The following is a 24,945-nucleotide window of genomic DNA, read 5'->3' as shown; positions in this document are numbered from 1 at the left end:
CGATGGCATGTCCGTGGCTGAGGGCGTGCTGAATCCCGGCCGCTCCGCGCCGCGACAGGCGTCACCGCAACGCGTGGCGGGACGTTTCCAGCAGCACGTCCACCACGAGGAGTGCGCCATGCGTCGTTTCCTGTCCACCTGCCTGATCGCCATCGCCCTGCTGGGTGGCTCCGTTGCACTGACCGGCTGCGTCATGGTGGCGCCCCGCCCGGCACGCGTGTGGGTGCCTGGCTATTGGGGCGGCGGCCATGTGTGGGTCGGCGGCCACTGGCGCTACCGCTGAGGCGTGCGCCGGGTGCGCGCAAGGCGTCGCGCTCCCGGCGCGGCTTCGGCCGCCTGCCTGCGTTCGCGCAGGAAGTCGATGAACACACGCAGCTTCGGCGGTACCTGGAAGCGGCTGGGGTAGTACAGGTGGAAACCGTCGAAGGACGGCAGCCAGTCGTCCAGCACGCTTTCCAGCCGGCCGTCGTCCAGTGCCTCGCGCGCGAACGGTTCCAGCACGCTGGCCAGTCCCGCGCCTTCGATCGCGGCACGCACGGCCAGCGGAATGTGGTTGACGGTGAGGCGGCCGTTCACCGCGATCTCGAACCAGCGGCCCTTGCGCGGGCCGTTCTTGTGCGCGAACTCCCAGCGGTAGATGGCGCGGCTGCTGACCAGGCGGAAATTGATGCAGTCGTGTGATTCCAGCTCGCGCGGCTGCTTCGGCCGGCCGTGCCGCGCGAAATAGTCGGGCGAGCCGACCACCACCGAACGCATCGGTCCGCTCACCGGCACCGCCACCATGTCGCGCTGCAGGCGTTCGCCGAGGCGGATGCCGGCGTCGAAGCCCTCGGCGATCAGGTCGCTGAGGCCGTTGTCGACGTGGATGTCCAGCTTCACGTCCGGCCAGCGCGCCATGAATTCGCCCAGCAGCGGATCGAGCAGGGCGATCGCCACCACGTCCGGCACGGTCAGCCGCAACAGGCCGGCGGGACGGTCGCCGTGCTGGCGCAGCGCGTCCATCGCCGCATCCAGTTCGTTCAGCGCGGGCGCGATCCGCTGCAGCAGCTCGTGGCCCGCCTCGGTGAGGCCCACGCGCCGCGTGGTGCGGTGGAGCAGGCGCGTGCCGAGCTGGGTCTCCAGCTGGCGCAGGGTCTGGCTCAACGCCGAGGCGGTGACGTCCAGCGCCGCCGCGGCACGGGTGAAGCTGCCGTGCCCGGCGATGGCGCGGAAGGCGCGCAGGGCGTAGTCGTCGCGCATGGCAGGCTCCCGGATTGATTAGCCACACTTCAAACAGCATGAAGATGCTGGCGGTTTTTCGCGGCAATCGCAAGGCGCAGACTGCACCCCGTCCACCACCGCGGGAGTTCGCCATGTCGCTCGACAAGTACTACACCCTGGGCCGTTCCGGCCTGCGCGTCAGCCGCCTCTCGCTCGGCACCATGACCTTCGGCGACGACTGGGGCTGGGGCGCGGCGGAAGACACCGCCCGCGCGATGTTCGACCGCTACCTCGACGCCGGCGGCAACTTCATCGACACCGCCGATCTCTACACCGAGGGCACCAGCGAGACGATGCTGGGCAAGTTCATCGAACAGGCCGGCGCGCGCGACCGCGTGGTGCTCGCCACCAAGTTCAGCTACAACGCCCAGCCGGGCAATCCGAACGCCGGCGGCAACGGGCGCAAGAACATCCTGCGCGCGGTGGAGGGTTCGCTGCGCCGCCTGCGCACCGACTACATCGACCTCTACCTGCTGCACACCTGGGACCGCGTCACCCCGGCCGAGGAGGTGGTGCGCACGCTGGACGACCTGGTGCGCGCCGGCAAGATCCGCCATGCCGGCCTGTCCGACGCGCCGGCCTGGTATGCCGCGCGGGCGCAGACCTTCGCCGAGGCGCATGCCTTGTCGCCGCTGGTCAACCTGCAGCTGGAATACTCGCTGGCCGAGCGCCACATCGAGCACGAGTTCGTTCCGCTGGGTCAGCAGCTCGGCATGGGCATCACCGCGTGGAGCCCGCTGGCGATGGGCCTGCTGTCGGGCAAGTACCGGCCTGGCGAGGCGGGCGGCGAAGGCGAGGGCAGGCTGGCCAAGGTCACCGCGGCGCCGGGCTTCGAGCGCTTCACCGAACGCAACTGGCGCATCGTCGCCGCATTGGAGCAGGTGGCGAAGCAGGCCGGCAAGCCGATGGCGCAGGTGGCGCTGAACTGGGTCGCCACGCAGCCGGGCATCGCCTCGGTGATCGTGGGCGCGACCAAGCTGGCGCAGCTCGACGCCAACCTCGCCGCGCTGGATTTCGAGCTGCCTGCCGAACTGCGCGCCCGGCTCGATGCGGCCAGCGCGCCGGAGCGCCCGTTCCCGTACTACATGTTCGCCGACGCGCAGCAGACCCGCCTGCACGGCGGCGTGGCGGTGGGCGACAAGCCGGCCGGCTATGCACCGCCGGTATTCGTCGATGCAGTGCCCGCGCGCGCGGTCCAGGCCGCACGCTGATGTCCCGCCGCGACCGCCAGCATCATTTGCCCGAGGAGCCCGTCATGAGCGCCACCACACGCCAGGTCGACGTCGCCGGCGCACGCCTGCACGTCGAGCACGCCGGTGCCGGCGAAACCGTCACCATGCTGCACGGCTTCCTGGTCGACAGCGGGCAGTGGGACCGCGAGTTCGCCGCGCTGGCGCGCGACCACCGCGTGCTGCGCTACGACGCGCGCGGTTTCGGTCGTTCGACCATCGAACCGGGCGCCTATGCCCATCACGAGGATCTTGCCGCCGTGCTCGATGCCCTCGGCGTGGAGCGCACCGCGCTGCTCGCCTGTTCCGGCGGCGCGGCCACCGCGCTGGACTTCGCGCTGGCGCATCCCGGCCGCGTGAGCGCGTTGATTTTCATCGGTGCCGGTTACTGGGGCCGGTTCGCCGACCGCACGCCCGCGGCACGCGCCTTCCTGCAGGCGCTGGACAGCTACGACGTGGCGGGCATGATCGACAGCTCGCTGCGCGCGTTCACCGACGGTCCGCGCCGCGGCGCAGGCGAAGTCGACGCAGAGGCGCGCCGCCATACGCAGGCGATGACCACGCAGGTGTTCCGCGCCGAGCCGAACTACTGGCGTCGCGCGGCGCAGGACCAGCGCATGCCGCAACCGTCCGCGCTGGCGCGCCTGCACGCGATCGAGGCGCCGACCCTGCTGGTCGTGGGCAGCGAAGACCAGCCCGAGGTGCACGAGCTGTCCGAGGAACTCGCCGCCGGCATCCGCCGTTCGCGCCAACTGGTGGTGCAGGCCGCCGGCCACCATGCGAATCTGGAGGCGCCGGACACGGTGCTGGCCGAGATTCGCGCGTGGCTGGCGCGGCATGCCGCGCGCGACGTGCCCGCGGCTGCTGCATGAGGCCGCGTGACCGGCACGAGCGGATCGTGGCCGTGTCGCCGCCCGCTCCGTCGGGCCGGCCGGTGCCAGCCCCGGATTCCAGTGCAGCCCCGGGATGCCCGCCGGCGTGCCTGCTCCGGCATCAAAAAAGCCGCGCCGGCGAGGGCCGGCGCGGCTTCCCGCTGCGCAGAGGGAGGAGGTTCTGCGTGGCGGATACTCGCCTTACTGGCCGCTCTGCGCGCCGCTGCCCGCCTTCTGCTGGGCCTTGAACTGCTGCCACTGCTGGCGGCGGGCCTGCTGCTGCGCCTTCATCGTGGCCAGCTGCGACTGCTGCGCCGGGGTCAGCACGTTGTAGATCTGCGCGCGGACGTTGGCCATCTGCTGCACGCGGGCCGTGGTGGCGGCGCCTTCGGCCTGGGCCAGCGAGGCCGCGGCCGCCTGGTAGCCCGGGTCGTTCGGGTTCATCGCCTCGAACGCCTGCTTCTGCTGGCGCAGCGCCTGGAACTGGCCCTTGTTCTGGGCGAAGCTGCTCTTCATGATCTGCTTGATGCTGGCCTTCTGGGCGTCGGTCAGGTTGAGCTTGTGCAGCGCCATCATGCCGTGCCGCTCGCCGTGGTGACCCCAGCCGCCGTGGCCGCCCGGGCCGGGGGCGCCCTGGGCCGCGACGGCGAAGCTGCCGATGGCCAGGGCCGAGCTGAGGGCCAGACCGAGAATGAGGTTCTTGCGCATGGTTGTCGCCTCTTGCGTTGGGGGAGTGGAACGTGTGGCTATTGGACGACATCCGGGCGTGTATGTTCTTTGCGGAAGCGTAAAGATGGGTAAAGCCCCCTGCCGCCAGACGCCGCGCGCCGCTAAATAACCGCCCATGTCACGCATCCTGATCGCCGATGACGACCGCGCGCTGTGCAGCCTCCTGTCCGAGTACCTGCAGCGCGAGGGTTTTGCCGTGGACCTCGCCCACGACGGCGGGGAAGCGCTGGCGCGGCTGCACAACGCGGCGCAGCGGCCGGACCTGCTGATCCTCGACGTGATGATGCCGGGCCGCGACGGGCTGGAGACGCTGCGCGAGCTGCGCATGAAATACCGCCTGCCGGTGATCATGCTCTCGGCACGCGGCGAGCCGGTGGACCGCGTGGTGGGGCTGGAGCTGGGCGCCGACGACTATCTCTCCAAGCCCTGCCTGCCGCGCGAACTGCTGGCGCGCGTGCGCGCGCAACTGCGGCGCAACGCGCCGGGCCCCGCCGCCGGAGAGCTGCAACTGGGCGTGCTGCGCCTGCTGCCAGGCGAACGCCGGGCCCTGGTCGGGGAACAGGAACTGTCGCTCACCGGCGCCGAGTTCCAGCTGCTGCTGGCGCTGGCGCAACGCGCGGGCGAACTGGTGGACAAGGCCGCGCTCACCCGTCTCGCGCTGGGGCGCGAACTGGAACGCTACGACCGCAGCATCGACGTGCACGTGAGCCGGCTGCGCCACAAGCTGGCCGAGGCCTCCGCGCAATCGCCGCGCATCGACGCGGTACGCGGCGCCGGCTACGTGCTGGTGGCGGGCGCGCCATGAATCCGTTCAAGAGTTCGCTGTACTGGCGCCTGCTGCTGTGGTTCTGCGCGGTGAACCTGCTGGTGCTGGTGCTGGGCGGCTTCCTCACCCAGCGCTTCGTGGAATACACCACCGAAGTGGAGATCGACTGGACGACGGTGGCGCAATCCGCCGAACAGGTCTACGACCAGGGCGGCCAGCCTGCGTTGGCGAGCTGGATCGGGGAGCAGCGTCACGCAGGCGTCTTCATCGAGGCCACGCTGTTCCAGGACGGACAGCCGCTGTTGCCGATCCGCCTGCCGTCATCGGTCCGCGACTCCTTGCCCGGCATGTTGTCGGCCGACCGCAGCGTGGTGCTGCGGCCGTGGCGCGGTCAGTACATGTATCTGGCAGTGGAGCCCGTGGTCGGTGCGGACGGCCAGCAACGGCAACTGGTGGCGATCAGTCGTTCGCACACGCGTCTGCGTCCGCAGACGCGCGAGAAGATCCTGCTTGGCGTGCAGCTGGCGCTGTCGCTGCTGGGCATCGGCCTGGTGGGCTGGTGGGTGGCGCGCAGCGTGGCGAAACCGGTGCAGGCGCTGCGCGAGGCCACGCGGCGCATGGCTGCCGGCGAGCTGTCGACGCGCGTGGACCATCCCGGTGGTGCTTCGCGCGACGAGCTGGTCCAGCTCGCCGGCGATTTCGACGCCATGGCCGAACGCATCGAGGCGCTGGTGGCGCACGACCGGCGCGTGCTGCAGGATCTCTCGCACGAACTGCGCTCGCCGCTGGCACGCCTGCAACTGATCCTCGACCTGGCCCAGCGCAGTACCGATCCCATGGCGGCGGAGCGCTACTTCCGCCAGGCCGAGCAGGAGATCGCCCGGCTCGACCGCATGACCGGCGACATGCTGGCGCTGTCGCGCATGGAAGGCGGCCTGCCGGGCATGGAACACGAACGCCTGGATTTCGCCGAACTGGCGCGCGAAGGGCTGCAGCAAGTGGCGCTGGAGGCGGAGGCGCGCCACATCGACCTGCAATGGCGGCCTGCCGACGGACCCGTCGAAGTGGTCGGCAGCCCCGTGCTGCTGGAGCGTGCGCTGGGCAACCTGCTCTCCAACGCGATCAAGTACAGCCCCGAGGGCGGCCGCGTGGAGCTGTCGGTATGTGCCGAAGCCGGGCAGGCCGAATGCCTGGTGCGCGACCATGGCCCCGGCGTGCCGGAGAACGAACTGGCATCGCTGTTCCGGCCGTTCTTCCGCGGCAGCAACGCGGTACGCGCCGACGGTCACGGCCTGGGCCTGGCCATCGCGCAGCGCGTGGCCAAGGCGCATGGCGGCGAGATCCTCGCCCGCAACGGCGAGGGCGGCGGCCTGGAAGTGCGATTGAGGTTGCCGCTGGCGACGGGCTGAAAAGTGCGGCCGGGGACATGCGCCGGCCGCCCGGTTTCCACGATCACGGACGATCGCGAGGGCCTGGTCCGGAGCGCTACGCAAACCCCGCGCGATTTGCCACACTCGCGCCTTCCCGACAACGACCCGCCGATGCGCCGCAACGCCCTCGCCGCCGTGGGACTGGCGCTGTGCGCGGCGCTGTTCTTCACGATGACCTATGTGCTCAACCGCAGCCTGGTGACTGGCGGCGGCCATTGGGCGTGGGCGGTGATCCTGCGTTACCTCATCACCTTGCCCTTGCTGGCACTGGCCTTGCCGTGGCGCGGCGGGCTGGGCGAGTTGCCGCGCGAGCTGCGTGCGCATCCGCGTGCGTGGCTGGCGTGGAGCAGCGTGGGCTTCGTGCTGTTCGGCATACCGCTGACCTGGGCCGCCGGCAGCGGGCCGGCGTGGCTGGTGGCCGGCAGTTTCCAGACCACGGTGCTGGCGGGGCCGCTGCTGGCACCACTGATCTACCGCGATGCGCGCCGGCGGCTGGCGTGGCGCACGCTGGCGATCGGTGTGCTGATCGTGGCCGGCGTGTTCGCGCTGCAATGGGGCCACGCCCGCGGCCATTTGCGCAGCGGCGACTGGCTGGCGGCGGGTGCGGTGGTGCTTTCCGCGTTCGCGTATCCGTTGGGCAACCGCATGCTGCTGTTGCATCTGGAAACCAGCGTGCATCGGGTGAACGCCCTGCAGCGCGTGTTCGGCATGACGCTGTGCAGTTGGCCGCTGTGGCTGCTGCTCGCGGCGATCACGCTGTGCACGATGGGTTTGCCGGCCTGGCGCGAAGTGCTGCTGGCCGGTGGCGTGGCCTTGTCCTCGGGCGTGATCGCCACCGTGCTGTTCTTCGCCGCCACCGATCGCGTGCGCACGCAGCCCACCGCGCTGGCCGCGGTCGAGGCGATGCAGGCCGCCGAGCTGCTGTTCACCACCGCGCTGGGCGCGGCCTTGCTGGGCGAGGCGTGGCCGCACGGCTGGGCGGCGCTGGGCGCGCTGGCGATCGTGCTCGGCATCGCGATGTTCGGCTGGGTCAGCGGCCGCGAGGCAGCCGGTGACGAAGCGGCCACGCGCGCGCTGCGCAGCGACCGCAGCGCCTGATGATGCTTCAATTGATTTCGTATTGAATCGTTTTCTTGCGAAAAATCGGCCGACGGGTTACATATCAGGCTTCGATCATCGAGCAAGGGGAACCGCCATGCGCCATCCACGCGCCCTGCGCCATTCGGGAGCACTCGGCCTGCTGGCCTGCAGCCTGCTCGCCGGCGGCACCGGCGCCGCGGTGGCGCAGACGCAGACGCTCGCCGATGGCGTGCAACTGCGCTGGAACGCGGACCAGTACGGCAACCACCGCTACACCGTCGCCGTGGACAAGGCCGCGGTGGCGGTGCAGGTGACGATTCCCTGGCATCGACGCGACCGTCATCCCGAAAGCGTGGCCACCCTCGTCGTCGGCCCGGACGGGCAGGCGGTGGCCAACGTGGTACGCGAGCGCATCGACCAGGCCGAGGGCGTGCTGGTGTTCGAGGCGAAGCAGGCCGGCACCTACGCGATCTACTACCAGCCCTACGTCAGCCGGGGCTCGCGCAACTACCCCACGGTGAGCTACCGCGCGCCGGCGGACACCGCCGACGCCGCCTGGGTGGAGCAGAACGGCCTGGCCGATCCGCGCCGCGTGGCGAAGCTGCCGCAGGCACGCGTGATCGGCTACGAGGCGGTGGATGACTTCGACGCCTACACCGACATGGAGCGCACCGCCACGCCGGCCGAAGTGCAGCACCTGCTGGCGGCGAACCCCGGATCGCCGTGGCTGCTGTTCCCGGAAACGCGCGAACACCCGGTCCGCATGTTCACCCAGCTCCCCGATCGCTGGGCCGGGCGCGGCGCGGGCGGCGCGCTGGCCGACCACGCGCTGCGCGGCGAATACCTGAGCTTCCAGGTCGGCCTGTGGACCGCGCGCGCCGCGGCGCAGGACGTGCGCGTGAGCTTCGGTGAGCTGCGCGGGCCGGACGGCGCGACGATCCCGGCCGCGCGGTTCACCTGCTTCAACCTCGGCGGCATCGACTATGCCGGCAAGCCGTTCGCCGACCGCCTCGACGTGGCGCAGGGTCGCGTGCAGCCGCTGTGGATGGGGCTGGACATTCCCGCCGACGCGAAGCCTGGCGTATATCGCGGCACGCTGACGGTCAGCGCCGACGGCGCGCCGCCACGGCAGGTGCCGCTGGCGATCACCGTGGGGACAGGCAAGGCCGTGGCGCACGGCGACGACAACCCCTTCAAGCTCACCCGCCTGCGCTGGCTGAATTCCACGCTGGCGCAGGACGACACGCTGGTGAAGCCGTTCACCGCGGTGGCCGTGCACGGCGACAGGCTCGGCATCCTGGGCCGCACCGTGACGCTGGCGCCCAGCGGCCTGCCGGCGCAGATCGACAGCCGCTTCGACGAGCGCATGACCGGCTTCGCGAAAACCCCGCGCGCGCTGCTTGCCGCACCGATGCGCCTGCTGGTGCAGGACGCCGGCGGCGCGCATGCATTGAACGCCGCCGGCATGCCCAAGGTCGGGGTCGATGGTCCCGGCAAGGTGCACTGGCAGGTGGCGGGGCAGGCCGGTGCGCTGAAGGGCGAAGTGACTGCCAGCCTGGAGATGGACGGCACGCTGAGCTACGCCATCGCGCTCACCGCCACGCAGGCGGTGAAGCTCGACGACATCCGCCTGGAAATCCCGCTGAAGAACGACGTGGCGCAGTACGAGCTGGGCCTGGGCCGCACCGGTGCGCCCGCGCCGGACAGTTTCGCGTGGAAGTGGAACGTGGAGAACAACCAGGACGGCGCGTGGATCGGCGCGGTCAACGCCGGCCTGGAATTCCACCTGCGCGACGAGCACTACCGCCGTCCGCTCAACACCAACTTCTACCACCAGCAGCCGCTGGTGATGCCGGCCTCATGGGACAACGCCGGGCAGGGCGGCATCGCGTTCGCGCGCGAGGGCGCACGCTATCTCGTCAAGGCATTCAGTGGCCCGCGCACGATGGCGGCGGGGCAGACGCTGCACTACGACCTCGTGCTGCGGGTGACGCCGTTCAAGACGATCAAACCGGCGCAGCACTTCGCCGAGCGCTACTTCCACGCCTACGCCGACCTGGACCAGATCAAGGGCGAAGGCGCGAACGTGGTGAACATCCACCACGCCACGCCGATCAACCCGTGGATCAATTATCCGTTCCTCACCGTGCCGACCCTGCACGGCTACATCAATGCGGCGCACCAGCGCGGCATGGAGGTGAAGATCTACGACACCATCCGCGAGCTGTCCGACCGCGCACCCGAACTGCCGATGCTGGAAAGCCTCGACGGCTGCCGCATCGGCGCCGACGGCAACGCCGCGCCCGGGCCGTGCAGCGAGATCATCAGCGCCGGCAAGGGCGGCGGCTTCTCGTGGCTGCAGGAGCACCTGGACGGCGACTACATCGCCGCCTGGCACGTGCCGGAGAACCGCGACGCGGCGGTGGTCGACGCCGGCCAGAGCCGCTGGCACAACTACTACATCGAAGGGCTGGACTGGCTGGCCCGCAACGTCGGCATCGACGGCCTCTACCTCGACGACGTGGCCTACGACCGCACCACCATGAAGCGCGTGCGCAAGGTGCTGGACGCGCATCGCCCGCATGCGCTGATCGACCTGCACTCGGCCAGCCAGTTCGACGCGCGCGACGGCTACATCAACAGTGCACTGCTCTACATGGGCCTGTTCCCGTACATCGACCGCCTGTGGTTCGGCGAGGAGTTCGACTACGAGCACACCTCGCCCGCGTACTGGCTCACCGAGATCTCCGGCATTCCCTACGGCCTGATGGGCGAGATGCTGCAGAACGGCGGCAACCCCTGGCGCGGCATGGTGTTCGGCATGACCAACCGCCTGCCGTGGACCGGTGGCGACCCGCGTCACCTGTGGCAGTTGTGGGATGCGTTCGGCATCGAGCAGGCCGACATGATCGGCTGGTGGGTGCACGACACGCCGGTGAAGACCGGCAACCCTGACGTGCTCGCCACCAGCTACGTGCGCAAGGGCGACAAGACCCTGGTGTCCATCGCTTCGTGGGCGCCGCAGCAGGTCGCCGTGAAACTGCACATCGACTGGAAGGCGCTCGGCCTGGATCCCTCGCACGTGCGCCTGCTGGCGCCCGCGGTGGAGGGCTTCCAGCCCGCCGCCACGTTCAAGCCGGGCGAGGCGATCCCGGTGGCACCGGGCAAGGGCTGGCTGCTGGAGCTCGACGCGGTGCGTTGAGCGTTGCCCCATGCGCGGCCGCGAAAGCCCGTGACGACCGGCACGGGCTTTCGCCCATCCCGCAGGCGTACACAGGAGCTTCCCCCGGTGCGTGTCCGCGCCGGCCTGCGCCACCCCACGCATCGAGGGCTGCCACGCATGAACCCGACCGGTCGAGCCATACTCTGCGGCGGCTTCATCGCCGGCACCATCGACATCGGCGCCGCGGCGCTGATCAACCATCTCGACCCCGCCATGATCCTGCACGCGATCGCCAGTGGCGTGCTGGGCAAGGCCGCGTTCCAGGGCGGCGCGCCGGCCGCCTGGCTGGGGCTGGGCCTGCAGTGGGCGATGTCGCTGCTGATCGCCGCGATCTTCGCGGCTGCCGCCACGCGCATGGCCTGGCTGCGCGGCCGCTGGCCACTGGCGGGGCTGGCGTATGGCGTGGCGATCTACGTGGTGATGAATTACCTGGTGGTGCCGCTGTCCGCCGCGCCGCTCAAGGCGCCGGCCGCGCCGGTGCCGGTCGTGCTGAACCTGCTCGCCATGCTGCTGTTCGGCCTGATCGTGGCGTTCTTCGCACGGCGGGTGCGCGGGATCGCCTCCTATTGATCCGGTCCGCGAATACGATGCCCGCACCGTTCGTCCTGAGCGTGGCGAAGCGGAGTGGAAGGACATCGGCGGCAACTATTTGCGGGCCGGATCAATAGGGACGCTGCAGGCTCTATCCTTGCAACATCCCCCCATCGATGTCGGCACCGCAGGATGGAAGCTTCCCCCGCAGACCGCGCGACGACCGGCCACGCCGAGCCGTCGGACTGGATCCACCACGGCACGCCCGCGTTCCGCCGCACCAACCTCGCGCTGTTCGCCGCGGGCCTCGCCACGTTCGGCCTGCTGTACTGCGTGCAGCCGCTGATGCCGGAGTTCAGCCGCGACTACGGCGTGAGCGAGGCGGGTGCGGCGATGTCGCTGTCGCTCACCACCGGCGTGCTGGCGTTCGCGATGCTGTTCGCGGGTGGGCTGTCCGACGCCTGGGGGCGCAAGCCGGTGATGGTGGCCTCGCTCGTGTCCTCCGCGGTGCTGGTGCTGACCAGTGCGGCGATGCCGGACTGGGGCTCGCTGCTCGTCGTGCGAACCCTGCTGGGTCTCACGCTGAGCGGCCTGCCCGCGGTGGCGATGACCTATCTCAGCGAGGAGATGCACGCCGAGTCGATCGGCCTCGGCATGGGCCTCTACATCAGCGGCAGCGCGGTGGGCGGCATGGGCGGGCGCCTCGTCACCGGCGTGCTCACCGACTTCTTCGACTGGCGCGTGGGCGTGGCCGTGGTGGGCGTGATCGGGCTGGCCTGCGCACTGGCGTTCTGGCGCGCACTGCCGCCATCGCGGCATTTCACGCGCCAGCCGCTTTCCACGCGCGCGCTGGCCGCGCGCTTTTCCGGCATGTTCCACGACCGTGGCCTGCCGTGGCTGTTCGTGGAAGGTTTCCTGCTGCTGGGCGCCTTCGTCACCGTCTACAACTACCTCGGCTACCGCCTGCTCGCGCCGCCGTACAACCTGAGCCAGGCCGTGGTGGGACTGATCTTCGGCATCTACCTGATCGGCAGCTTCAGCTCGGCATGGATGGGCCACCTCGCCGGCAAGCTGGGCCGGCGCAAGGTGCTGTGGACCGCGCTCGCCTTGATGCTGGCCGGCGTGCTGCTGACGCTGGCCGCGTCGCTGTGGCTGATCATGCTGGGCATCGTGGCGGTCACGTTCGGCTTCTTCGGCGGCCACTCCATCGTCAGCAGCTGGGTGGGCCGGCGCGCCGGCGCGGCGAAGGCGCAGGCCTCGTCGATGTACCTGTTCTGCTACTACATGGGCTCCAGCGTGGCCGGCGCCAGCGGCGGCCTGTTCTATGCCGCGCACGGCTGGAACGGCGTGGCCGCATTCGTCGGTGCCCTGGTGCTGGCGGGCCTTGCGATCGCGCTGGGGCTGGTGCGGCTGAAGCCGCTGGTGAACGTGGCCACGCCACCCACGCCGATGAGCAAGGGCGCGATGCCGTGAAGGCGCCGCTGCCGTCATTCCGGCGAAAGCCGGAATCCAGTGAAATATGCGTGCGAAGCACACGAGACAGCATTGCCTGCTTCGCACGGGCCACTCGACTGGATGACCAGCTTCGCTGTTGTGAAGCACCTCCGGCCTGCACCGGAATGACGGCAGGCGACCGTCAGCGCTCCGCCGGCTTCAGCATGCCCTTCACCGCGTCGTAGTCGCCGTCGTTCGCGGCGGCGGGGATGCCGAGCAGGTGGGTCATCAGCGGGTAGACGTCCACGTTCGGGAACTCAGGCACGGTGAGGCCTTGGCGGAACGCCGGGCCGTGCGCCACGAACAGCGCCCGCATGCGCGGGTCGGCGTTGTCGTAGCCGTGGTCGCCGATGCTGACGTGGCCCTTGTGCTTCGCCTGGTAGTCGGCCGTGGTGATGCGCCAGCCGGTGTCGGCCAGGCAGACCAGCCGCGGCACGCGCGGGTTGCTGCCGTAGTGGAAGCGGGCCGGGATGCGCGTCCTGTCCCAGCAGCGCATGTGCTGCTGCGGCTGTTCCAGCTTGCGCTCGATCGCGGCGAAGCCGTGGCCGGGCTTCGGATTGAAGCCGGCGAGGATGCCGAGGCTGACGGTCTGCACCTCGTCCAGCGGGATCAGCTGCTCGATCAGCACGTTGTTTTCCAGCGGCACGCTGGCCATGCCGTGGTCGGCGAGCACGACCAGGTTGATCTTGCCGAACAGGCCGCGCTGCCTGAGGCCATCCACCAGTCGCGCCAGCGCGGCGTCGGTGTCGCGCAGCGCCTGGTCCACCTGGGGCGAATCCGGGCCGTGCGCGTGGCCGGCGTGGTCGACCTCGTCGAAATACAGGGTGAGGAAACCCGGCCGCTGCCCGGCCGGCAGGTCCAGCCACGCCAGCACCTGGTCCACGCGCTGGTCCGGCGTCACCTTGCCGTCGTAGGGCCTCCAGTAATCCGGGCGCCTGCCGTGGATGCCGGCCTCGCTGCCGGGCCAGAACATGGTGGCGGTGCGCAGGCCGTGCGCGTCGGCGGTCTCCCAGATCGGCGTGCCCTCGGCCCACCAGCGGCCGTCGCCCACCGCCTTGCGGTTGCCCAGCGAGAACTTGCCGAGCACGGGATCGACCATCGTGTTGTTGACGATGCCGTGGTGGTCCGGGTACAGGCCGGTGACCAGGGTGTAGTGGTTCGGGAAGGTCAGCGAGGGGAACGAGGGCTGCATCGCGTCGGCATGCACGCCGGTCTTCGCCAGCATCGCCAGGGTGGGCGTGAGGCCGCGGTCCAGGTAATCCGCGCGGAACGCGTCGATCGAGATCAGCAGCAGCGGCGCGGGGCGTGCGGCGCCCGCGGTGGCGGCCGGTACGGCGCTGGCGGGAGCGGGTGGCTGCGTGGCGCAACCGGCGCTGAATGCCACCAGCGCGGCCAGCAGCAGGCGAAACGGGAATTTCATGCAGGAATCCATACGATGCGAACGTCCTCCCATGATCGCCCAGACGCCATGACCATCGCACGTCACCCTGGTGAAAAAATGCATCGCCTGCCGTCGTGCCTGCTGCTGGCCGGCCTGTTCGCGGCCGCCGGCGCGGCGGCGGCGCAGACGAAGCCGGCGAACGCCCAGTTCCAGCAGGCCGTGCGCCAGCAGCAGGTCAGCGACCAGCTGCAGAAGAGCCAGCAGCAGGAACAGCAGCGGCAGAACGTGGCGAACACGCAGCAGCAGCCGTTGGCGCAGGGCGCCACCGCGCGCAGCCAGCAGGACCAGGCCAATCGCGCGCAGCAGGATCGCGCGAACGCCCGGCAGCAGGATCTCGTCAACCAGTACCGCGACGCTTCCACGCTGCCGGCGCCATCGTCGCAGTCGACGGATTCATCGGCGAAGCAACGCGGTCACTGAGCGGATGCAGGCGGCGCGGCGAACAGGTCGCCGTGCGCGATGCGTTGCTCGAACGCGAGCAGGAAGCGCTTCACCGGCAAACCACCGCCGAAACCGGTGAGGCTGCCGTCCGCGCCGATCACGCGGTGGCAGGGCAGCACGATCGGCAGCGGGTTGCGGCCATTCGCGGCGCCCACCGCGCGCACCGCCAGCGGCTGGTCGATGCGCCGCGCCAGCTCGCCATAGCTGGTGGTGACGCCGTAGGGAATGCGCGCCAGCGCCTGCCACACCGCGAGCTGGAACGGCGTGCCCAGCGGATGCAACGGCAGCGCGAACGTTTGCCGCGTGCCGGCGAAGTATTCCTCCAGCTGCACGCGGGCGAACGCGAGCCTGCCGGCGTCACGTTTCCAATGCGGTGCCGGCATCTTCTGGTGGCGCCCACTCTCGAACCACACCTCGCGCAGGCCTTGCGCATCGGCGACGAGGCGCAGCCGGCCGATCGGCGTGGGCAGCTCGTCGTACCAGATCGTTTCCTGCGTGCTCATGCAGCCGCCCCCTTGCGTTTCGCGCGCGGCGCCGGCGCCGCGTCGGCGCTGCCGCGCCACAGGTGGATCACCGCATACGCGCGCCACGGCCGCCATGCCTCGGCCAGCGCGGTCAGTGCCTTCGCGCCGAGCGCATCGCCGCCGCGCGCGGCCGCCCGGCGCAGGATCAGGTCCGCGGCGGGGAACGCGTCGGGATGGCCCAGCGCGCGCATCGCCATGTAGTGCGCGGTCCAGTCGCCGATGCCGGGCAGCGCGACCCAGCGCGCCACGAATTCGTCCAGCGATTGCTCGGCGCGGAAATCCACGCGGCCATCCAGCAGCGCGCGCGCCATGCTGCGTATCGTTTCCGCGCGTGCGCCGGTCACGCCGAGCTCGCGCAGGTCCGCATCCGCCAGCGCCTCCGGCGTGGGAAACAGCCGGTCCAGGCCCGGCAGCGGCGCCACCGCCAGCGCCACGCCGTGGCGCTGCACCAGGCGCGTGGCCAGCGTGCGCGCCGCGGCCACGCTCACCTGCTGGCCGAGGATCGCGCGCACCGCGACCTCGAAGCCGTCCCAGCTGCCCGGCAGGCGCAGGCCGGGGCGCTTGCGCAGCAGCGGGCGCAGCGTGGCCTCGCCGCGCAGCGCGTCGGCTATCGCGCGCGGGTCCGCATCGAGGTCGAACAGCCGGCGCACGCGCGCCACCACGCCGAGCATCCGCGCCGGTTGCGGGCAATGCAGTTCCAGCTTCAGCGCGTGCTCGCCGCCCGGCCACGCGGAAACGCGCAGCCAGCCCGGCGCGTCCGCCGGGCCGAACACGCGTGCATACGTGGCCTCGTCCACCTGCTCGATGCCGGGCAGCGCGCGGCCGCGCAGGAAGGCCAGCAAGGACGCGAAATCGAACGGCGGCCGATACGCCAGCCGCAACGTCAGCGCATCGCTTTTCGCCGCGCGCGGCTGGCGCCGCAGCTCGCGCGGCGCGATGCGGTTCGCCTGCGCGAACGCGGCGTTGAAGCGGCGCAGGCTGCGGAAGCCGGACGCGAGCGCGACTTCCGTCACCGGCATCGCGGTCTCCGTCAGCAACTGCTTCGCGAACAGCAGGCGGCGCGTGGTGTGCACGCTCAGCGGCGGCGCGCCGAGCCGTTCCGTGAACAGCCGGCGCAGCTGCCGCGCACCGACGCCGACGCGCGCGGCGAGCTGGTCCAGCGAACCTTCGTCCAGCGCACCGTGCCCGATCAGCTTCAGCGCGCGCGCCACCACGTGGTCGCCGCGTTGCCACACGTCGTTGCCCGGCGACAGCTCCGGGCGGCAACGCAGGCAAGGCCGGAAACCGGCCGCCTCCGCCGCCGCCGCGCTCGCGTAATAGCGCACGTTCTCGCGCTTCGGCGACGGCGCGGGACACACCGGCCGGCAATAGATGCCGGTGCTGCGCACGGCGGTGAAGAACAGGCCGTCGAAGCGCGCGTCGCGGCTGAGGCGGGCCTGCTCGCAGGCGCGTGGGTCGGGCAGGGCGATGGTGTTCGGATCGTTCATGACTGCAGGCTAGCACCGCCGCGGCGGCGAAACTCGCCGTTTTCGGACATCAATGCCACGGGCCTTGCGCCAACCGTGAACAACCATTGCGCGAAGATCGCCTTCCAGCCGACCGGCCGACCGACCTGGGTTGCGTCGATCCTCAGCTGCCTGAAGCCCCTCTCCCTTTGGGAGAGCGGTTGGGGAGAGGGGTTGGGGAGAGGGGTTGGGGAGAGGGCCAGGGCTGCGGCGGCACGCGCCGTGCAAATCGGCAGTCCTGCCGATTTGTCTCCCGGAGGGAGAAGGGGAAGGCTGGCTGAGGATCGACACTAGCCAGGATGCAAATCGGAAAGCGTGGACCGGGGACTTTGAACAACCTCAAACCTCGCAACAACCCGTCCCGCATTGACACCAGGCGCAGCCTGCCGAACGATCCGGGACGGCGATCCTGCCGTCCCACGGGGATGCACGCATGACACCTGCTCGTAACAACGCCCACAAGCGGTTCGCCATCGCGCTGATCGCGCTGCTGTCGGGATGCCTGCTGCTCCCGGCCTGCACCGTCCCCACGAAGCCGGTGACGCAGAAGTGGGTCGCCACGTGGGGACAGGCGATGACCTCGCAGTACGCACGGGTCGCCGGCCACGGCGGCAAGCCGGTGCGGGATGCCTACGGGCAGCCGGTCGAGCGCGCCCCCACGGTCGATCACCTGACCCTGCGCCAGACCGTGAACGTCAGCGCCGGCGGCGAACGCGTGCGCATCCGGCTGTCGAACTACTACGGCCGCGCACCGCTCACCGTGAGCGCCGCGCGCATTGCGCTGGCCGCCGGCCACGCCGGTGACCTGTCCGCGACCGAGCCCGGCAGCGACCGGCCGCTGAGCTTCGATGGCGGCAAGCCGTCGATCACCATCGCGCCCGGCCGCGAGGCGGTCAGCGATCCGGTCGACCTGCGCGTGCCGGCGCTGGCGGACGTGGTCGTCAGCCTGTACTTCGACGGGCCGACGCAGCTGGCCGATTTCCATCCGATGGAACAGGCGCACACCACGTACGCGGTCGACGGCGATGCCACCCGGCAGCCGTCGCTGGCGCAACGGCCGGCCGCGAAGGCATTGCCGCGCACGCGGGACGACCACATCTACCTGCTGGACGGCGTCGAGGTCGAGGCGCCGGCGGACACGCGCGGCATCATCGCGTTCGGCGACTCGATCACCGATGGCGCCCTCGCCAGCGCACCCACCGCATCCTGGCCGGCGGTGCTGGCCCGCATCGCCCAGCGCAACGGCGACGCGGCGGCGGTGGTGAACGCCGGCATCAGCGCCGACGAGCTGGCCACCGACCAGATCGGCGCGCCCGGCGCCGGCGCCTCCGGCCTGAAGCGCTTCCTGCGCGACGTGGTGGATCGCCCCGGCGTCACCGACGTGGTGGTGCTGTTCGGCGCGAACGACATCAATCGCGGCATCGATCCCGCCGGCTACCCGAACGGCGCATCGGCCGGCGATCTCATAGCGTCCATGCGCATGCTGGCCGACGTCGCCCACCAGCATCACCTGCGCATCTACGCCGGCACGGTCACGCCATTCGCCGGGCTGGCGGACTGGTACAGCCCGCAGCGGGAAGCCGTGCGGTTGCAGTTCAACGCGTGGATACGGCACTCCGGCCTGTTCGACGGCGTGGTCGATTTCTCCGCGGCGGTGGCCGGCGCGTACACGCCGCCGCCGCTGGCCGCGAAGCAGTCCCCGCTGCCGGTCGGCATGGCGACCGTCTGCGCGGGCGACGCCGGCCTGCATCCGAACGACCGCGGCTACGCCGTGATGGGCACGCTGGCCTACAACGTGCTGTTCCATGCAACGCTGCAACCGCCCCAGGGTTGTCGCTGAGTTCCGCGCATCCGTATCGCGCCGAAGTGCTCACGCGCAGTCGAACAAGGCCATGAAGCCGAAATCCATGTGCAATTGCATGTGGCAATGGAACAGCGACAGGCCCAACTGGTCGGCGGTGAAATCCGCTTCCATCGTCTGGTAGCCGCCCAGCATCGCCACGTCCTTGCGCACGCCCGCGGTGGGCTGGCCGGCGAGGCTGGCGATCTCGAACGTGTGGCGGTGCAGGTGCATCGGGTGGATGTCGTCGCTGGCGTTGTGCATGCGCAGACGGTAGCGGCGTCCGTGCGCGAGGCGGAAGCGCGGCGTGCCGGTGCGCATGTCGAACGCCTGCCCGTTGATCGTCCAGCGGTTGAAGCCGCCGTCGGCGGCGTTCTGCTTCGCGAACGTCATCTCGATCACCTCGTCCGGTGGCGCGGCCGTCGCGCCGGGTTTGGCGAAAAGGCGGTAGTCCCAGCCGAACGGTGGCGGCGCTTCCCAGCGCGGTGCGCCGCGCTGGCCGGCGTACTCCACCACGATGCCCATGCCATGCGCGCGGTCGTCGTCGGCCAGGTCGCCCAGCACCCACACGCCGGGGCGGCGCATCTCCACCACCGCGCTGATGCGCTCGGCCGTGCCCAGCCACAGCACCGGCACCTCGGCCGGGTGCGGCACCGGGTTGCCGTCCAGCGCCAGCACGGTGAAGGTGTGGCCGGGCAGGGCGAGGCTGCGGATCTCGGTGGCGCTGCCGTTGAGCACGTGGAACAGCACGCGCTCGCCGGCCTTCACCCGGATCGGCTCACCGTGGCCCAGCATGCGGCCGTTGATCGCGAACGCCTGGTAGCCCACCTCGTAGCCGCGCTGGTCGCCGCGCGCCAGCGAGGCCTGCATCGCGCGCTCGCCGCGCGCCTTCAGCACCGGGTCCGCCGCGTCAGGGCGCAGGAAATCCATCGCCATGTCGCCGCCCTGGCTGAAGAACGGATCGAACTCCTTCAGCGTCAGGAACACTTCGCGGTCGTACGCGCCGGGCTCGTGCCGGGGCTCGATGTACACCGGGCCCACCTGGCCGCTGTACTGGCCGCGCGTGAGGTCGGAGCCCGCGACCACATGCGTATGGTAGAAGCGGAAGCCCGCCGGCCCCGGCACGAAGCTGAGCCGGCGCATGCCGTGCGGCGGGATGTACGGCGTGCCTTCCTCCGCCGCGCCGTCCACGTCCACCGGCAGGAACTGGCCGTGCCAGTGCAACTGCTCGGGCAGGTCGGTGTCGTTGTGCACGTCCACCACCACGCGCCGGCCCTCGCGCAGGCGCAGCAGCGGGCCGGGCACGCTGCCGTTGTAGGCGGTGGTGGAGACGATGTGGTCCGGCGCCAGTTCCACCAGGCTGCGTGCGATGCGCAGCGTATGGTCGGCGCGGCCGACAAGCGGCGGGGCTGCCGTCGATGTGGCGCCCGCCTGTGAAGTGGCCTGCGCGCCGGCGCCGGCAGCCAGTGCCCCCAGCCCGGCGAGCTTGAGGAAGTCGCGTCGATCCAGCGCCATGAGCGATCTCCGGGACGATGCTTCGCCAAGCTTACGGCGTTGGCCGCCGCAGGTTTTTCCGCCCCATGCGGCACCGCCTCTTTCCACGCGGGGAGGCGCTCGCCACAATCGGGCTTTCCGCTGGTTTCCCGAGATCGCCATGAACGCCCCCACCCGCATCGACACCACCCGCACCATCCGCGCACCGCGCGGCACCGAGCTGAGCTGCAAGAGCTGGCTCACCGAGGCGCCGTTCCGCATGATCCAGAACAACCTCGACCCCGAGGTGGCGGAGAACCCGGCCGAGCTGGTGGTGTACGGCGGCATCGGCCGCGCCGCACGCAACTGGGAATGCTTCGACGCGATCCTGCGCAGCCTGCGCGAGCTGGGCGACGACGAGACCCTGCTGGTGCAGTCCGGCAAGCCGGTGGGCGTGTTCCCCACGCACAAGGACGCGCCGCGCGTGCTGATCGCGAACTCCAACCTGGTGCCGGCGTGGGCGAACTGGGAGCACTTCAACGAGCTGGATAAGAAGGGCCTGATGATGTACGGCCAGATGACGGCCGGCTCGTGGATCTACATCGGCTCGCAGGGCATCGTGCAGGGCACCTACGAAACCTTCGTGGAGATGGGCCGGCAGAGCTACGGCGGCAGCCTCAAGGGCAAGTGGATATTGACGGCAGGCCTCGGCGGCATGGGCGGCGCGCAGCCGCTGGCGGCCAGCCTCGCCGGCGCGTGCAGCCTCAACATCGAGTGCCAGCAGAGCCGCATCGACTTCCGTCTCAAGACCCGCTACGTGGACGAGCAGGCCACCGACCTTGACGACGCGCTGGCGCGCATCGCGAAGTACACCGCCGCCGGCGAAGCGAAATCCATCGCGCTGCTCGGCAACGCCGCCGATGTACTGCCGGAACTCGTGCGCCGCGGCGTGAAGCCCGACGCCGTCACCGACCAGACCAGCGCGCACGACCCGGTCAACGGCTACCTGCCCAGCGGCTGGACCGTGGAGCAGTGGTTCGAGCGCCGCAAGAGCGACCCCAACGGCACCCGCGATGCCGCCAAGCGATCCATGAAGCAGCACGTGGAAGCGATGCTCGCGTTCCACGCGCAGGGCATCCCCACCTTCGACTACGGCAACAACATCCGCCAGATGGCCAAGGACGAAGGCTGCGACAACGCGTTCGCCTTCCCCGGCTTCGTGCCCGCCTACGTGCGCCCGCTGTTCTGCCGCGGCGTGGGCCCGTTCCGCTGGGTGGCACTGTCCGGCGACCCGGAGGACATCTACAAGACCGACCAGAAGGTGAAGGAGCTGATCCCCGACGACGAGCACCTGCACCGCTGGCTGGACATGGCCAAGGAACGCATCAACTTCCAGGGCCTGCCCGCGCGCATCTGCTGGGTGGGGCTGGGGCAGCGCCACAAGCTGGGGCTGGCGTTCAACGAGATGGTGCGCAAGGGCGAACTGAAGGCGCCGGTGGTGATCGGGCGTGATCATCTGGATTCGGGGTCGGTGGCGTCACCGAACCGCGAGACCGAGGCGATGAAGGACGGCAGCGATGCGGTGTCCGACTGGCCGTTGCTCAATGCGCTGCTCAACACGGCGGGCGGCGCGACTTGGGTCAGCTTCCACCACGGCGGTGGCGTGGGTATGGGTTACAGCCAGCACTCCGGCGTGGTGATCGTGTGCGACGGCAGCGCCGAGGCGGACAAGCGGATTGCGCGGGTGTTGTGGAACGATCCGGGGACCGGGGTGATGCGGCATGCGGATGCGGGGTATGACGTTGCGATCGAATGTGCGAAGGAGCAGGGGTTGAAGTTGCCGATGGTCTGAGCGACGAAAGGCCAAGTTTGAAGTCTGGCCTTTTTTGTTGGCGTTGGCATCTTCGTTCCTGAGTTGACCTATGCGACCATGCCGTTGCTATCGTCTTCAAATCGAGAGAAATGCACGTGGCTATAACAGAGGCGCACATGACCCATTTTGATGAAGAACCGAATCTCGATTACGCACTCATTCCGAACGATCAGCAGGAAAGTGAAGAAGATCTGCAAACAAAGATCACCTTCAAAGATGCAGTTGTGATGAATGCAGATTGGACGATAGAAACAATCGACACTCAGATCAACAAAGGCAACATCAATCTTCAGCCAGGCTTCCAGCGACGAGTAGCATGGGATGATGCTCGGAAGAGTCGTCTGATTGAATCGATTATCGTCGGGATGCCGGTTCCTAATATTGTTCTTGCAGAAAACAAAGATCACCGCGGGCGCTTCATAGTTATTGATGGCAAGCAGAGGCTAGTGGCGATCAACGGCTTTCTAAAGGGCGAGTACAAACTTCGCGGCCTCGACATCCGAAAAGATTTGAACGACAAAATCTATGAAGATTTGCCGAGCGAGGACAAGGAGTATTTGGATAACAGCACATTGCGCCGACGTCCCCCCACTTTTGAGTAGCACCACGGTTTGGAGTCCAATCCCCCCACTGAAGGAGATTGGACGTGAAGAAGCGTTTTACCGAAGAACAGATCATCGGCTTCGATGTACGCGTTCTGGTTCGGCTTGCCCGGTTCGATCAGGCGCAACTGCACGCCGCGCTCGTGCGCCCAGGCGACCATCGCCTTGCCGCAGAACTCCTTGCCGTTGTCGGTGCGAATCGTCTTGGGAAGGCCGCGAATGATCGCCAGGCGATCCAGCACGCGCGTCACGCCCGTACCGGAGATGGCTCGCTCGACTTCGATGCCCACCGACTCATGCGTGGCGTCGTCGACGATGGTCAGGCACTTGAGGACGCGGGCGTCGGCGGTGCGATCGAACACGAAATCCATCGACCACACCTCGTTGGACGCCGATGGACGACACAGCGGTTGCCGCTCGCTCACCGGCACTTTCTTCCGCTTGCGCCGACGCACCTGCAGCCGTTCCTCCCGATACAGCCGTTCCACGCGCTTGTAGTTCACCGGCTCGCCGCCCTCCTGCCGAAGCTTCAGGTGGATCATCCCCACGCCGTAGCGCTTGTACCGCTGCGCCAGCTCCACGATCCGCCGCCGCAGCGCCACGTTGCGGTCCGGCTGCGCCTGATAGCGGTATGCGCTGGCGCTCATGCCCACGACGCGCAATGAGCACCGCTCGCTCAGCCCCTTGTCGATCATCTGGCGCACCAACGCTCGCCGGGCCGGTGCGCCTACGGTTTTTTTCGCAGAACGTCCCGGATCACCTCGTTCTCAAGCATCTGCTCGGCCAGCAGCTTCTTCAGCCGGGTATTCTCCGTCTCCAGCTCCTTCAGGCGCTTGGCGTCCGGCACGCTCATGCCGCCGAACTTGCTGCGCCACAGGTAGTAGGAGGCCTCGCTGAAGCCGTGCTTGCGGCACAGCTCCTTGATCGGCAGGCCGGCATCCGCCTCGCGCAGGAATCGTTCAACGGTCGCCTGCGCGATGAGTGCCTCAACGAACACTGGTTTCCCAGCCTGCTGCACGCCCGCACCGAGATCGAACGCTGGCGGCGGGAATACAACGAGGAGCGACCGAAGAAGGCGTTGGGCGGGCTGACACCTGCCGCCTACGCGAAGCAGTTAAAGTAACCGCGGACTCTGAATCGACCCGCTACTCAAAGCGGGGGGACGTCGATGTGATAGTGCCGTCACTTTCGAGCTAACCACCGCGCGAAAAAGAGAGCTCAGAGGCAATTAAGCCGCAATCAGGGGTCAATTTCCTCGTTTGCGAGCCTCCCTCGCCGGTTGACTTTGGGGTGTGCGAGTCTGGCTATTGGCTCTGCCGGGCACACCTTGGCGAAGCGGCCCGGCAGGTTCGCGTTTGGGCTCAATACGGCACGTCGCCCGGATGAAATAGCGCGGGCTGGGGCAGAGGCAACTGGCTGAGCCGTTCGGCCTGTTCGCTGAGAAAGTACAGGGCGGCGAAGAGGCCTTCGGTGGTGGGCGCATCCAGTGGGCAGCAGCTGGGTTCGATGGTGTCGCCCTGGCTGTTGGTGTGGAGGTCGCGGAAGGCTTCACTGTTGGTGAGGACGCGGGCGAGGGCGTGGATGGCGGTGGTGAGGCCGGCCAAGGTGGCGGCGTCCTGCTGGCCGGGGTCGGCTTCGGCGAGGGTCCAGTAGGGGCGCGAGAGCGGGTTGGTGGGGATGCGCGCGTCGTCGGGCGCGACTGCCGTATGATCGGGCTTAGCCATGATCAACTCTCCAGTAGTTGGTTGTGGTCAGCGGGCCGCATGGGTTGCCGCCCATGCGGCCCGCGCTGCTTTCGCCTTGCGGGTTTTCTGCGGCCAACGGCGGATGCCGTCGGCGCATGTCATAGTAAATAAATGAAGCGGGAAAATCTGTAGGAAAAGGACTTTATTATGTAATCCACGCTTTTGATTAATAGGTTTGTTGTGTTGATGAAAGCGAAATGATGGATATGGTCTGGGATTGCGAATGAAGATAAGACGCCATGTGCTTTCCAAAGGATGGGCTGCTGGTGCGGCGTCCCGGTCTGCTGCGCGCCGCTTACAGGAGCATGCGCCACGCGCAGGTGGTGGATATCGACGTGGCTTTGCCTGCTGAACTTGCGAGCACACTACGGCTGGATCCGGCCAGGCGTGGCCTGTATCGCGTTTTTCCGCCCGACCTCAATGCCGACGAGCGCGCCGTTGCCGAGAAACTCGATGGCGATCCGCAGGTGACGTGGTGGCATCGCAATCCGCCGAAGACGGGCGTGGGCCTGTACCGTTGGGACGAAGGGGAGGGCTTCTATCCGGATTTCGTGGTGTGCCTGGCTGGACGCTCAAGTCCGCGCATTGCGCTGCTGGAAATCAAAGGCGCCCATCTGTGGGGATTGGACAGCGAAGTGGACAAGAGCCGTGCCGTACATGGCGATTACGGCGCCGTATTCATGGCAGGTCGCAAGCGTGGCGAGAAGGATTTTGTCTTTCTGCGCGATCTGGATGGCCGGCTGCAGAGCGCTGGTGCGTTTGGCGTCGATCGTTTGCGGTTTGTCTGAAGGCTGATAACGGAGCAGAAACAACAACGACAGCCACTGGCTGAACTGGAAACATCGCACCTGCCCACCCCGTGACGGGCCGCTCCTCCTGTTGATGAA

General features: G+C 69.0%; 20 protein-coding genes and 3 pseudogenes. 15 read left to right on the top strand and 8 right to left on the bottom strand.

Annotation, left to right across the window (positions count from 1 at the left end; all coding sequences use genetic code 11):
- Positions 1-7 precede the first annotated feature (7 nt).
- The gene (locus tag ABQJ56_RS04315; protein WP_367843756.1) at positions 8-283 is read left to right on the top strand and encodes a hypothetical protein; all 276 of its coding nucleotides are present in this window, start codon (positions 8-10) and stop codon (positions 281-283) included.
- Here ABQJ56_RS04315 and ABQJ56_RS04310 read toward each other — a convergent pair.
- Positions 274-1,239 (bottom strand): LysR family transcriptional regulator, encoded by a 966-nt coding sequence (locus tag ABQJ56_RS04310; RefSeq protein WP_367843755.1) that lies wholly within the window; start codon positions 1,237-1,239, stop codon positions 274-276. The two genes, ABQJ56_RS04315 and ABQJ56_RS04310, sit on opposite strands and share 10 nt — an antisense overlap.
- A 113-nt stretch (positions 1,240-1,352) precedes the next feature.
- On the opposite strand from ABQJ56_RS04310, the gene ABQJ56_RS04305 reads away from it, so the two are divergent.
- Positions 1,353-2,471: an aldo/keto reductase gene (locus ABQJ56_RS04305; RefSeq protein WP_367843754.1), complete on the top strand. Its 1,119-nt coding sequence runs from the start codon at positions 1,353-1,355 to the stop codon at positions 2,469-2,471.
- A gap of 44 nt (positions 2,472-2,515) precedes the next feature.
- Positions 2,516-3,361 carry an alpha/beta fold hydrolase gene (locus tag ABQJ56_RS04300; RefSeq protein WP_367843753.1) on the top strand — a complete coding sequence of 282 codons (846 nt, stop codon included), beginning with the start codon at positions 2,516-2,518 and terminating at the stop codon, positions 3,359-3,361.
- Between the two features lie 201 nt (positions 3,362-3,562).
- On the opposite strand, the gene ABQJ56_RS04295 is transcribed toward ABQJ56_RS04300, so the two are convergent.
- Positions 3,563-4,069, bottom strand: a complete 507-nt coding sequence (locus tag ABQJ56_RS04295) for a Spy/CpxP family protein refolding chaperone (RefSeq protein WP_367843752.1) — start codon at positions 4,067-4,069, stop codon at positions 3,563-3,565.
- 136 nt (positions 4,070-4,205) lie between these two features.
- Between ABQJ56_RS04295 and ABQJ56_RS04290 the strand changes: the two genes are divergently transcribed.
- The 6 genes from ABQJ56_RS04290 to ABQJ56_RS04265 all read left to right on the top strand — a co-directional run bounded on the left by ABQJ56_RS04290 (position 4,206) and on the right by ABQJ56_RS04265 (position 12,593).
- On the top strand, positions 4,206-4,895 hold the full coding sequence (locus ABQJ56_RS04290) for a response regulator (protein ID WP_367843751.1): 690 nt from the start codon (positions 4,206-4,208) through the stop codon (positions 4,893-4,895).
- On the top strand, positions 4,892-6,265 hold the full coding sequence (locus ABQJ56_RS04285) for a sensor histidine kinase (RefSeq protein ID WP_367843750.1): 1,374 nt from the start codon (positions 4,892-4,894) through the stop codon (positions 6,263-6,265). The genes ABQJ56_RS04290 and ABQJ56_RS04285 overlap by 4 nt, the downstream gene beginning before the upstream one ends.
- Before the next feature lie 132 nt (positions 6,266-6,397).
- The gene (locus tag ABQJ56_RS04280; protein ID WP_367843749.1) at positions 6,398-7,384 is read left to right on the top strand and encodes a multidrug resistance efflux transporter family protein; all 987 of its coding nucleotides are present in this window, start codon (positions 6,398-6,400) and stop codon (positions 7,382-7,384) included.
- A 97-nt stretch (positions 7,385-7,481) separates the two neighbouring features.
- Complete coding sequence (locus tag ABQJ56_RS04275) at positions 7,482-10,568, top strand: glycoside hydrolase domain-containing protein (protein ID WP_367843748.1); 3,087 nt, start codon at positions 7,482-7,484, stop codon at positions 10,566-10,568.
- A 138-nt stretch (positions 10,569-10,706) separates the two neighbouring features.
- A complete protein-coding gene (locus tag ABQJ56_RS04270) occupies positions 10,707-11,159 on the top strand; it encodes a hypothetical protein (RefSeq protein WP_367843747.1) in 453 nt (150 codons plus the stop codon).
- 153 nt (positions 11,160-11,312) lie between these two features.
- The gene (locus tag ABQJ56_RS04265) at positions 11,313-12,593 is read left to right on the top strand and encodes an MFS transporter (RefSeq protein WP_367843746.1); all 1,281 of its coding nucleotides are present in this window, start codon (positions 11,313-11,315) and stop codon (positions 12,591-12,593) included.
- 163 nt (positions 12,594-12,756) lie between these two features.
- Here the strand turns inward: ABQJ56_RS04265 and ABQJ56_RS04260 are convergent, their stop codons facing one another.
- A complete protein-coding gene (locus ABQJ56_RS04260; RefSeq protein WP_367843745.1) occupies positions 12,757-14,034 on the bottom strand; it encodes an alkaline phosphatase family protein in 1,278 nt (425 codons plus the stop codon).
- A gap of 78 nt (positions 14,035-14,112) precedes the next feature.
- On the opposite strand from ABQJ56_RS04260, the gene ABQJ56_RS04255 reads away from it, so the two are divergent.
- Positions 14,113-14,475, top strand: a complete 363-nt coding sequence (locus ABQJ56_RS04255; protein ID WP_367843744.1) for a hypothetical protein — start codon at positions 14,113-14,115, stop codon at positions 14,473-14,475.
- Here ABQJ56_RS04255 and ABQJ56_RS04250 read toward each other — a convergent pair.
- Entirely contained in the window at positions 14,469-14,999 is a 531-nt protein-coding gene (locus ABQJ56_RS04250; protein WP_367843743.1) for a methylated-DNA--[protein]-cysteine S-methyltransferase, read from the bottom strand. The two genes, ABQJ56_RS04255 and ABQJ56_RS04250, sit on opposite strands and share 7 nt — an antisense overlap.
- Entirely contained in the window at positions 14,996-16,507 is a 1,512-nt protein-coding gene (locus ABQJ56_RS04245; protein WP_367843742.1) for a DNA-3-methyladenine glycosylase 2 family protein, read from the bottom strand. The genes ABQJ56_RS04250 and ABQJ56_RS04245 overlap by 4 nt, the downstream gene beginning before the upstream one ends.
- A 451-nt stretch (positions 16,508-16,958) precedes the next feature.
- Here ABQJ56_RS04245 and ABQJ56_RS04240 point away from each other — a divergent pair, with 451 nt between their 5' ends.
- Positions 16,959-18,365, top strand: coding sequence for a GDSL-type esterase/lipase family protein (locus tag ABQJ56_RS04240; RefSeq protein WP_367843741.1), 1,407 nt, complete (start codon positions 16,959-16,961; stop codon positions 18,363-18,365).
- 30 nt (positions 18,366-18,395) lie between these two features.
- Here the strand turns inward: ABQJ56_RS04240 and ABQJ56_RS04235 are convergent, their stop codons facing one another.
- Positions 18,396-19,880, bottom strand: a complete 1,485-nt coding sequence (locus ABQJ56_RS04235) for a multicopper oxidase family protein (RefSeq protein WP_367843740.1) — start codon at positions 19,878-19,880, stop codon at positions 18,396-18,398.
- A 139-nt stretch (positions 19,881-20,019) separates the two neighbouring features.
- On the opposite strand from ABQJ56_RS04235, the gene hutU reads away from it, so the two are divergent.
- Both hutU and ABQJ56_RS04225 read left to right on the top strand, forming a co-directional pair.
- Positions 20,020-21,690: a urocanate hydratase gene (gene hutU / locus ABQJ56_RS04230; RefSeq protein ID WP_367843739.1), complete on the top strand. Its 1,671-nt coding sequence runs from the start codon at positions 20,020-20,022 to the stop codon at positions 21,688-21,690.
- 137 nt (positions 21,691-21,827) lie between these two features.
- Positions 21,828-22,313, top strand: a complete 486-nt coding sequence (locus tag ABQJ56_RS04225; protein ID WP_367843738.1) for a DUF262 domain-containing protein — start codon at positions 21,828-21,830, stop codon at positions 22,311-22,313.
- A 77-nt stretch (positions 22,314-22,390) separates the two neighbouring features.
- On the opposite strand, the pseudogene ABQJ56_RS04220 reads toward ABQJ56_RS04225, so the two are convergent.
- A pseudogene (locus tag ABQJ56_RS04220) lies at positions 22,391-23,292 on the bottom strand (IS3 family transposase); the annotation flags it as partial.
- Between ABQJ56_RS04220 and ABQJ56_RS04215 the strand changes: the two are divergent.
- A pseudogene (locus tag ABQJ56_RS04215) lies at positions 23,266-23,436 on the top strand (integrase core domain-containing protein); the annotation flags it as partial. The pseudogenes ABQJ56_RS04220 and ABQJ56_RS04215 overlap by 27 nt on opposite strands.
- A 238-nt stretch (positions 23,437-23,674) precedes the next feature.
- Here the strand turns inward: ABQJ56_RS04215 and ABQJ56_RS04210 are convergent.
- On the bottom strand, positions 23,675-24,037 hold the full coding sequence (locus ABQJ56_RS04210) for a hypothetical protein (RefSeq protein ID WP_367843737.1): 363 nt from the start codon (positions 24,035-24,037) through the stop codon (positions 23,675-23,677).
- A gap of 275 nt (positions 24,038-24,312) precedes the next feature.
- On the opposite strand from ABQJ56_RS04210, the pseudogene ABQJ56_RS04205 reads away from it, so the two are divergent.
- Positions 24,313-24,846, top strand: a pseudogene (locus ABQJ56_RS04205) (helicase SNF2); the annotation flags it as partial.
- Positions 24,847-24,945: the final 99 nt, after the last annotated feature.

This window comes from Rhodanobacter geophilus (assembly GCF_040812275.1).
Lineage (GTDB): Bacteria > Pseudomonadota > Gammaproteobacteria > Xanthomonadales > Rhodanobacteraceae > Rhodanobacter_A > Rhodanobacter_A geophilus.
Note: the sequence above shows the minus strand (reverse complement) of the source record. Positions and strands in the feature narration are given on the sequence as shown.

Coding starts and splice junctions, on each gene's coding strand:
- ABQJ56_RS04315 (WP_367843756.1), top strand. CDS start 8: ATGTCCGTGGCTGAGGGCGTGCTGAATCCCGGCCGCTCCGCGCCGCGA.
- ABQJ56_RS04225 (WP_367843738.1), top strand. CDS start 21,828: ATGACCCATTTTGATGAAGAACCGAATCTCGATTACGCACTCATTCCG.
- ABQJ56_RS04275 (WP_367843748.1), top strand. CDS start 7,482: ATGCGCCATCCACGCGCCCTGCGCCATTCGGGAGCACTCGGCCTGCTG.
- ABQJ56_RS04310 (WP_367843755.1), bottom strand. CDS start 1,239: ATGCGCGACGACTACGCCCTGCGCGCCTTCCGCGCCATCGCCGGGCAC.
- ABQJ56_RS04290 (WP_367843751.1), top strand. CDS start 4,206: ATGTCACGCATCCTGATCGCCGATGACGACCGCGCGCTGTGCAGCCTC.
- ABQJ56_RS04240 (WP_367843741.1), top strand. CDS start 16,959: ATGACACCTGCTCGTAACAACGCCCACAAGCGGTTCGCCATCGCGCTG.
- ABQJ56_RS04210 (WP_367843737.1), bottom strand. CDS start 24,037: ATGGCTAAGCCCGATCATACGGCAGTCGCGCCCGACGACGCGCGCATC.
- ABQJ56_RS04260 (WP_367843745.1), bottom strand. CDS start 14,034: ATGAAATTCCCGTTTCGCCTGCTGCTGGCCGCGCTGGTGGCATTCAGC.
- ABQJ56_RS04265 (WP_367843746.1), top strand. CDS start 11,313: ATGGAAGCTTCCCCCGCAGACCGCGCGACGACCGGCCACGCCGAGCCG.
- ABQJ56_RS04235 (WP_367843740.1), bottom strand. CDS start 19,880: ATGGCGCTGGATCGACGCGACTTCCTCAAGCTCGCCGGGCTGGGGGCA.
- ABQJ56_RS04295 (WP_367843752.1), bottom strand. CDS start 4,069: ATGCGCAAGAACCTCATTCTCGGTCTGGCCCTCAGCTCGGCCCTGGCC.
- ABQJ56_RS04245 (WP_367843742.1), bottom strand. CDS start 16,507: ATGAACGATCCGAACACCATCGCCCTGCCCGACCCACGCGCCTGCGAG.
- ABQJ56_RS04280 (WP_367843749.1), top strand. CDS start 6,398: ATGCGCCGCAACGCCCTCGCCGCCGTGGGACTGGCGCTGTGCGCGGCG.
- ABQJ56_RS04255 (WP_367843744.1), top strand. CDS start 14,113: ATGCATCGCCTGCCGTCGTGCCTGCTGCTGGCCGGCCTGTTCGCGGCC.
- hutU (WP_367843739.1), top strand. CDS start 20,020: ATGAACGCCCCCACCCGCATCGACACCACCCGCACCATCCGCGCACCG.
- ABQJ56_RS04305 (WP_367843754.1), top strand. CDS start 1,353: ATGTCGCTCGACAAGTACTACACCCTGGGCCGTTCCGGCCTGCGCGTC.
- ABQJ56_RS04285 (WP_367843750.1), top strand. CDS start 4,892: ATGAATCCGTTCAAGAGTTCGCTGTACTGGCGCCTGCTGCTGTGGTTC.
- ABQJ56_RS04250 (WP_367843743.1), bottom strand. CDS start 14,999: ATGAGCACGCAGGAAACGATCTGGTACGACGAGCTGCCCACGCCGATC.
- ABQJ56_RS04270 (WP_367843747.1), top strand. CDS start 10,707: ATGAACCCGACCGGTCGAGCCATACTCTGCGGCGGCTTCATCGCCGGC.
- ABQJ56_RS04300 (WP_367843753.1), top strand. CDS start 2,516: ATGAGCGCCACCACACGCCAGGTCGACGTCGCCGGCGCACGCCTGCAC.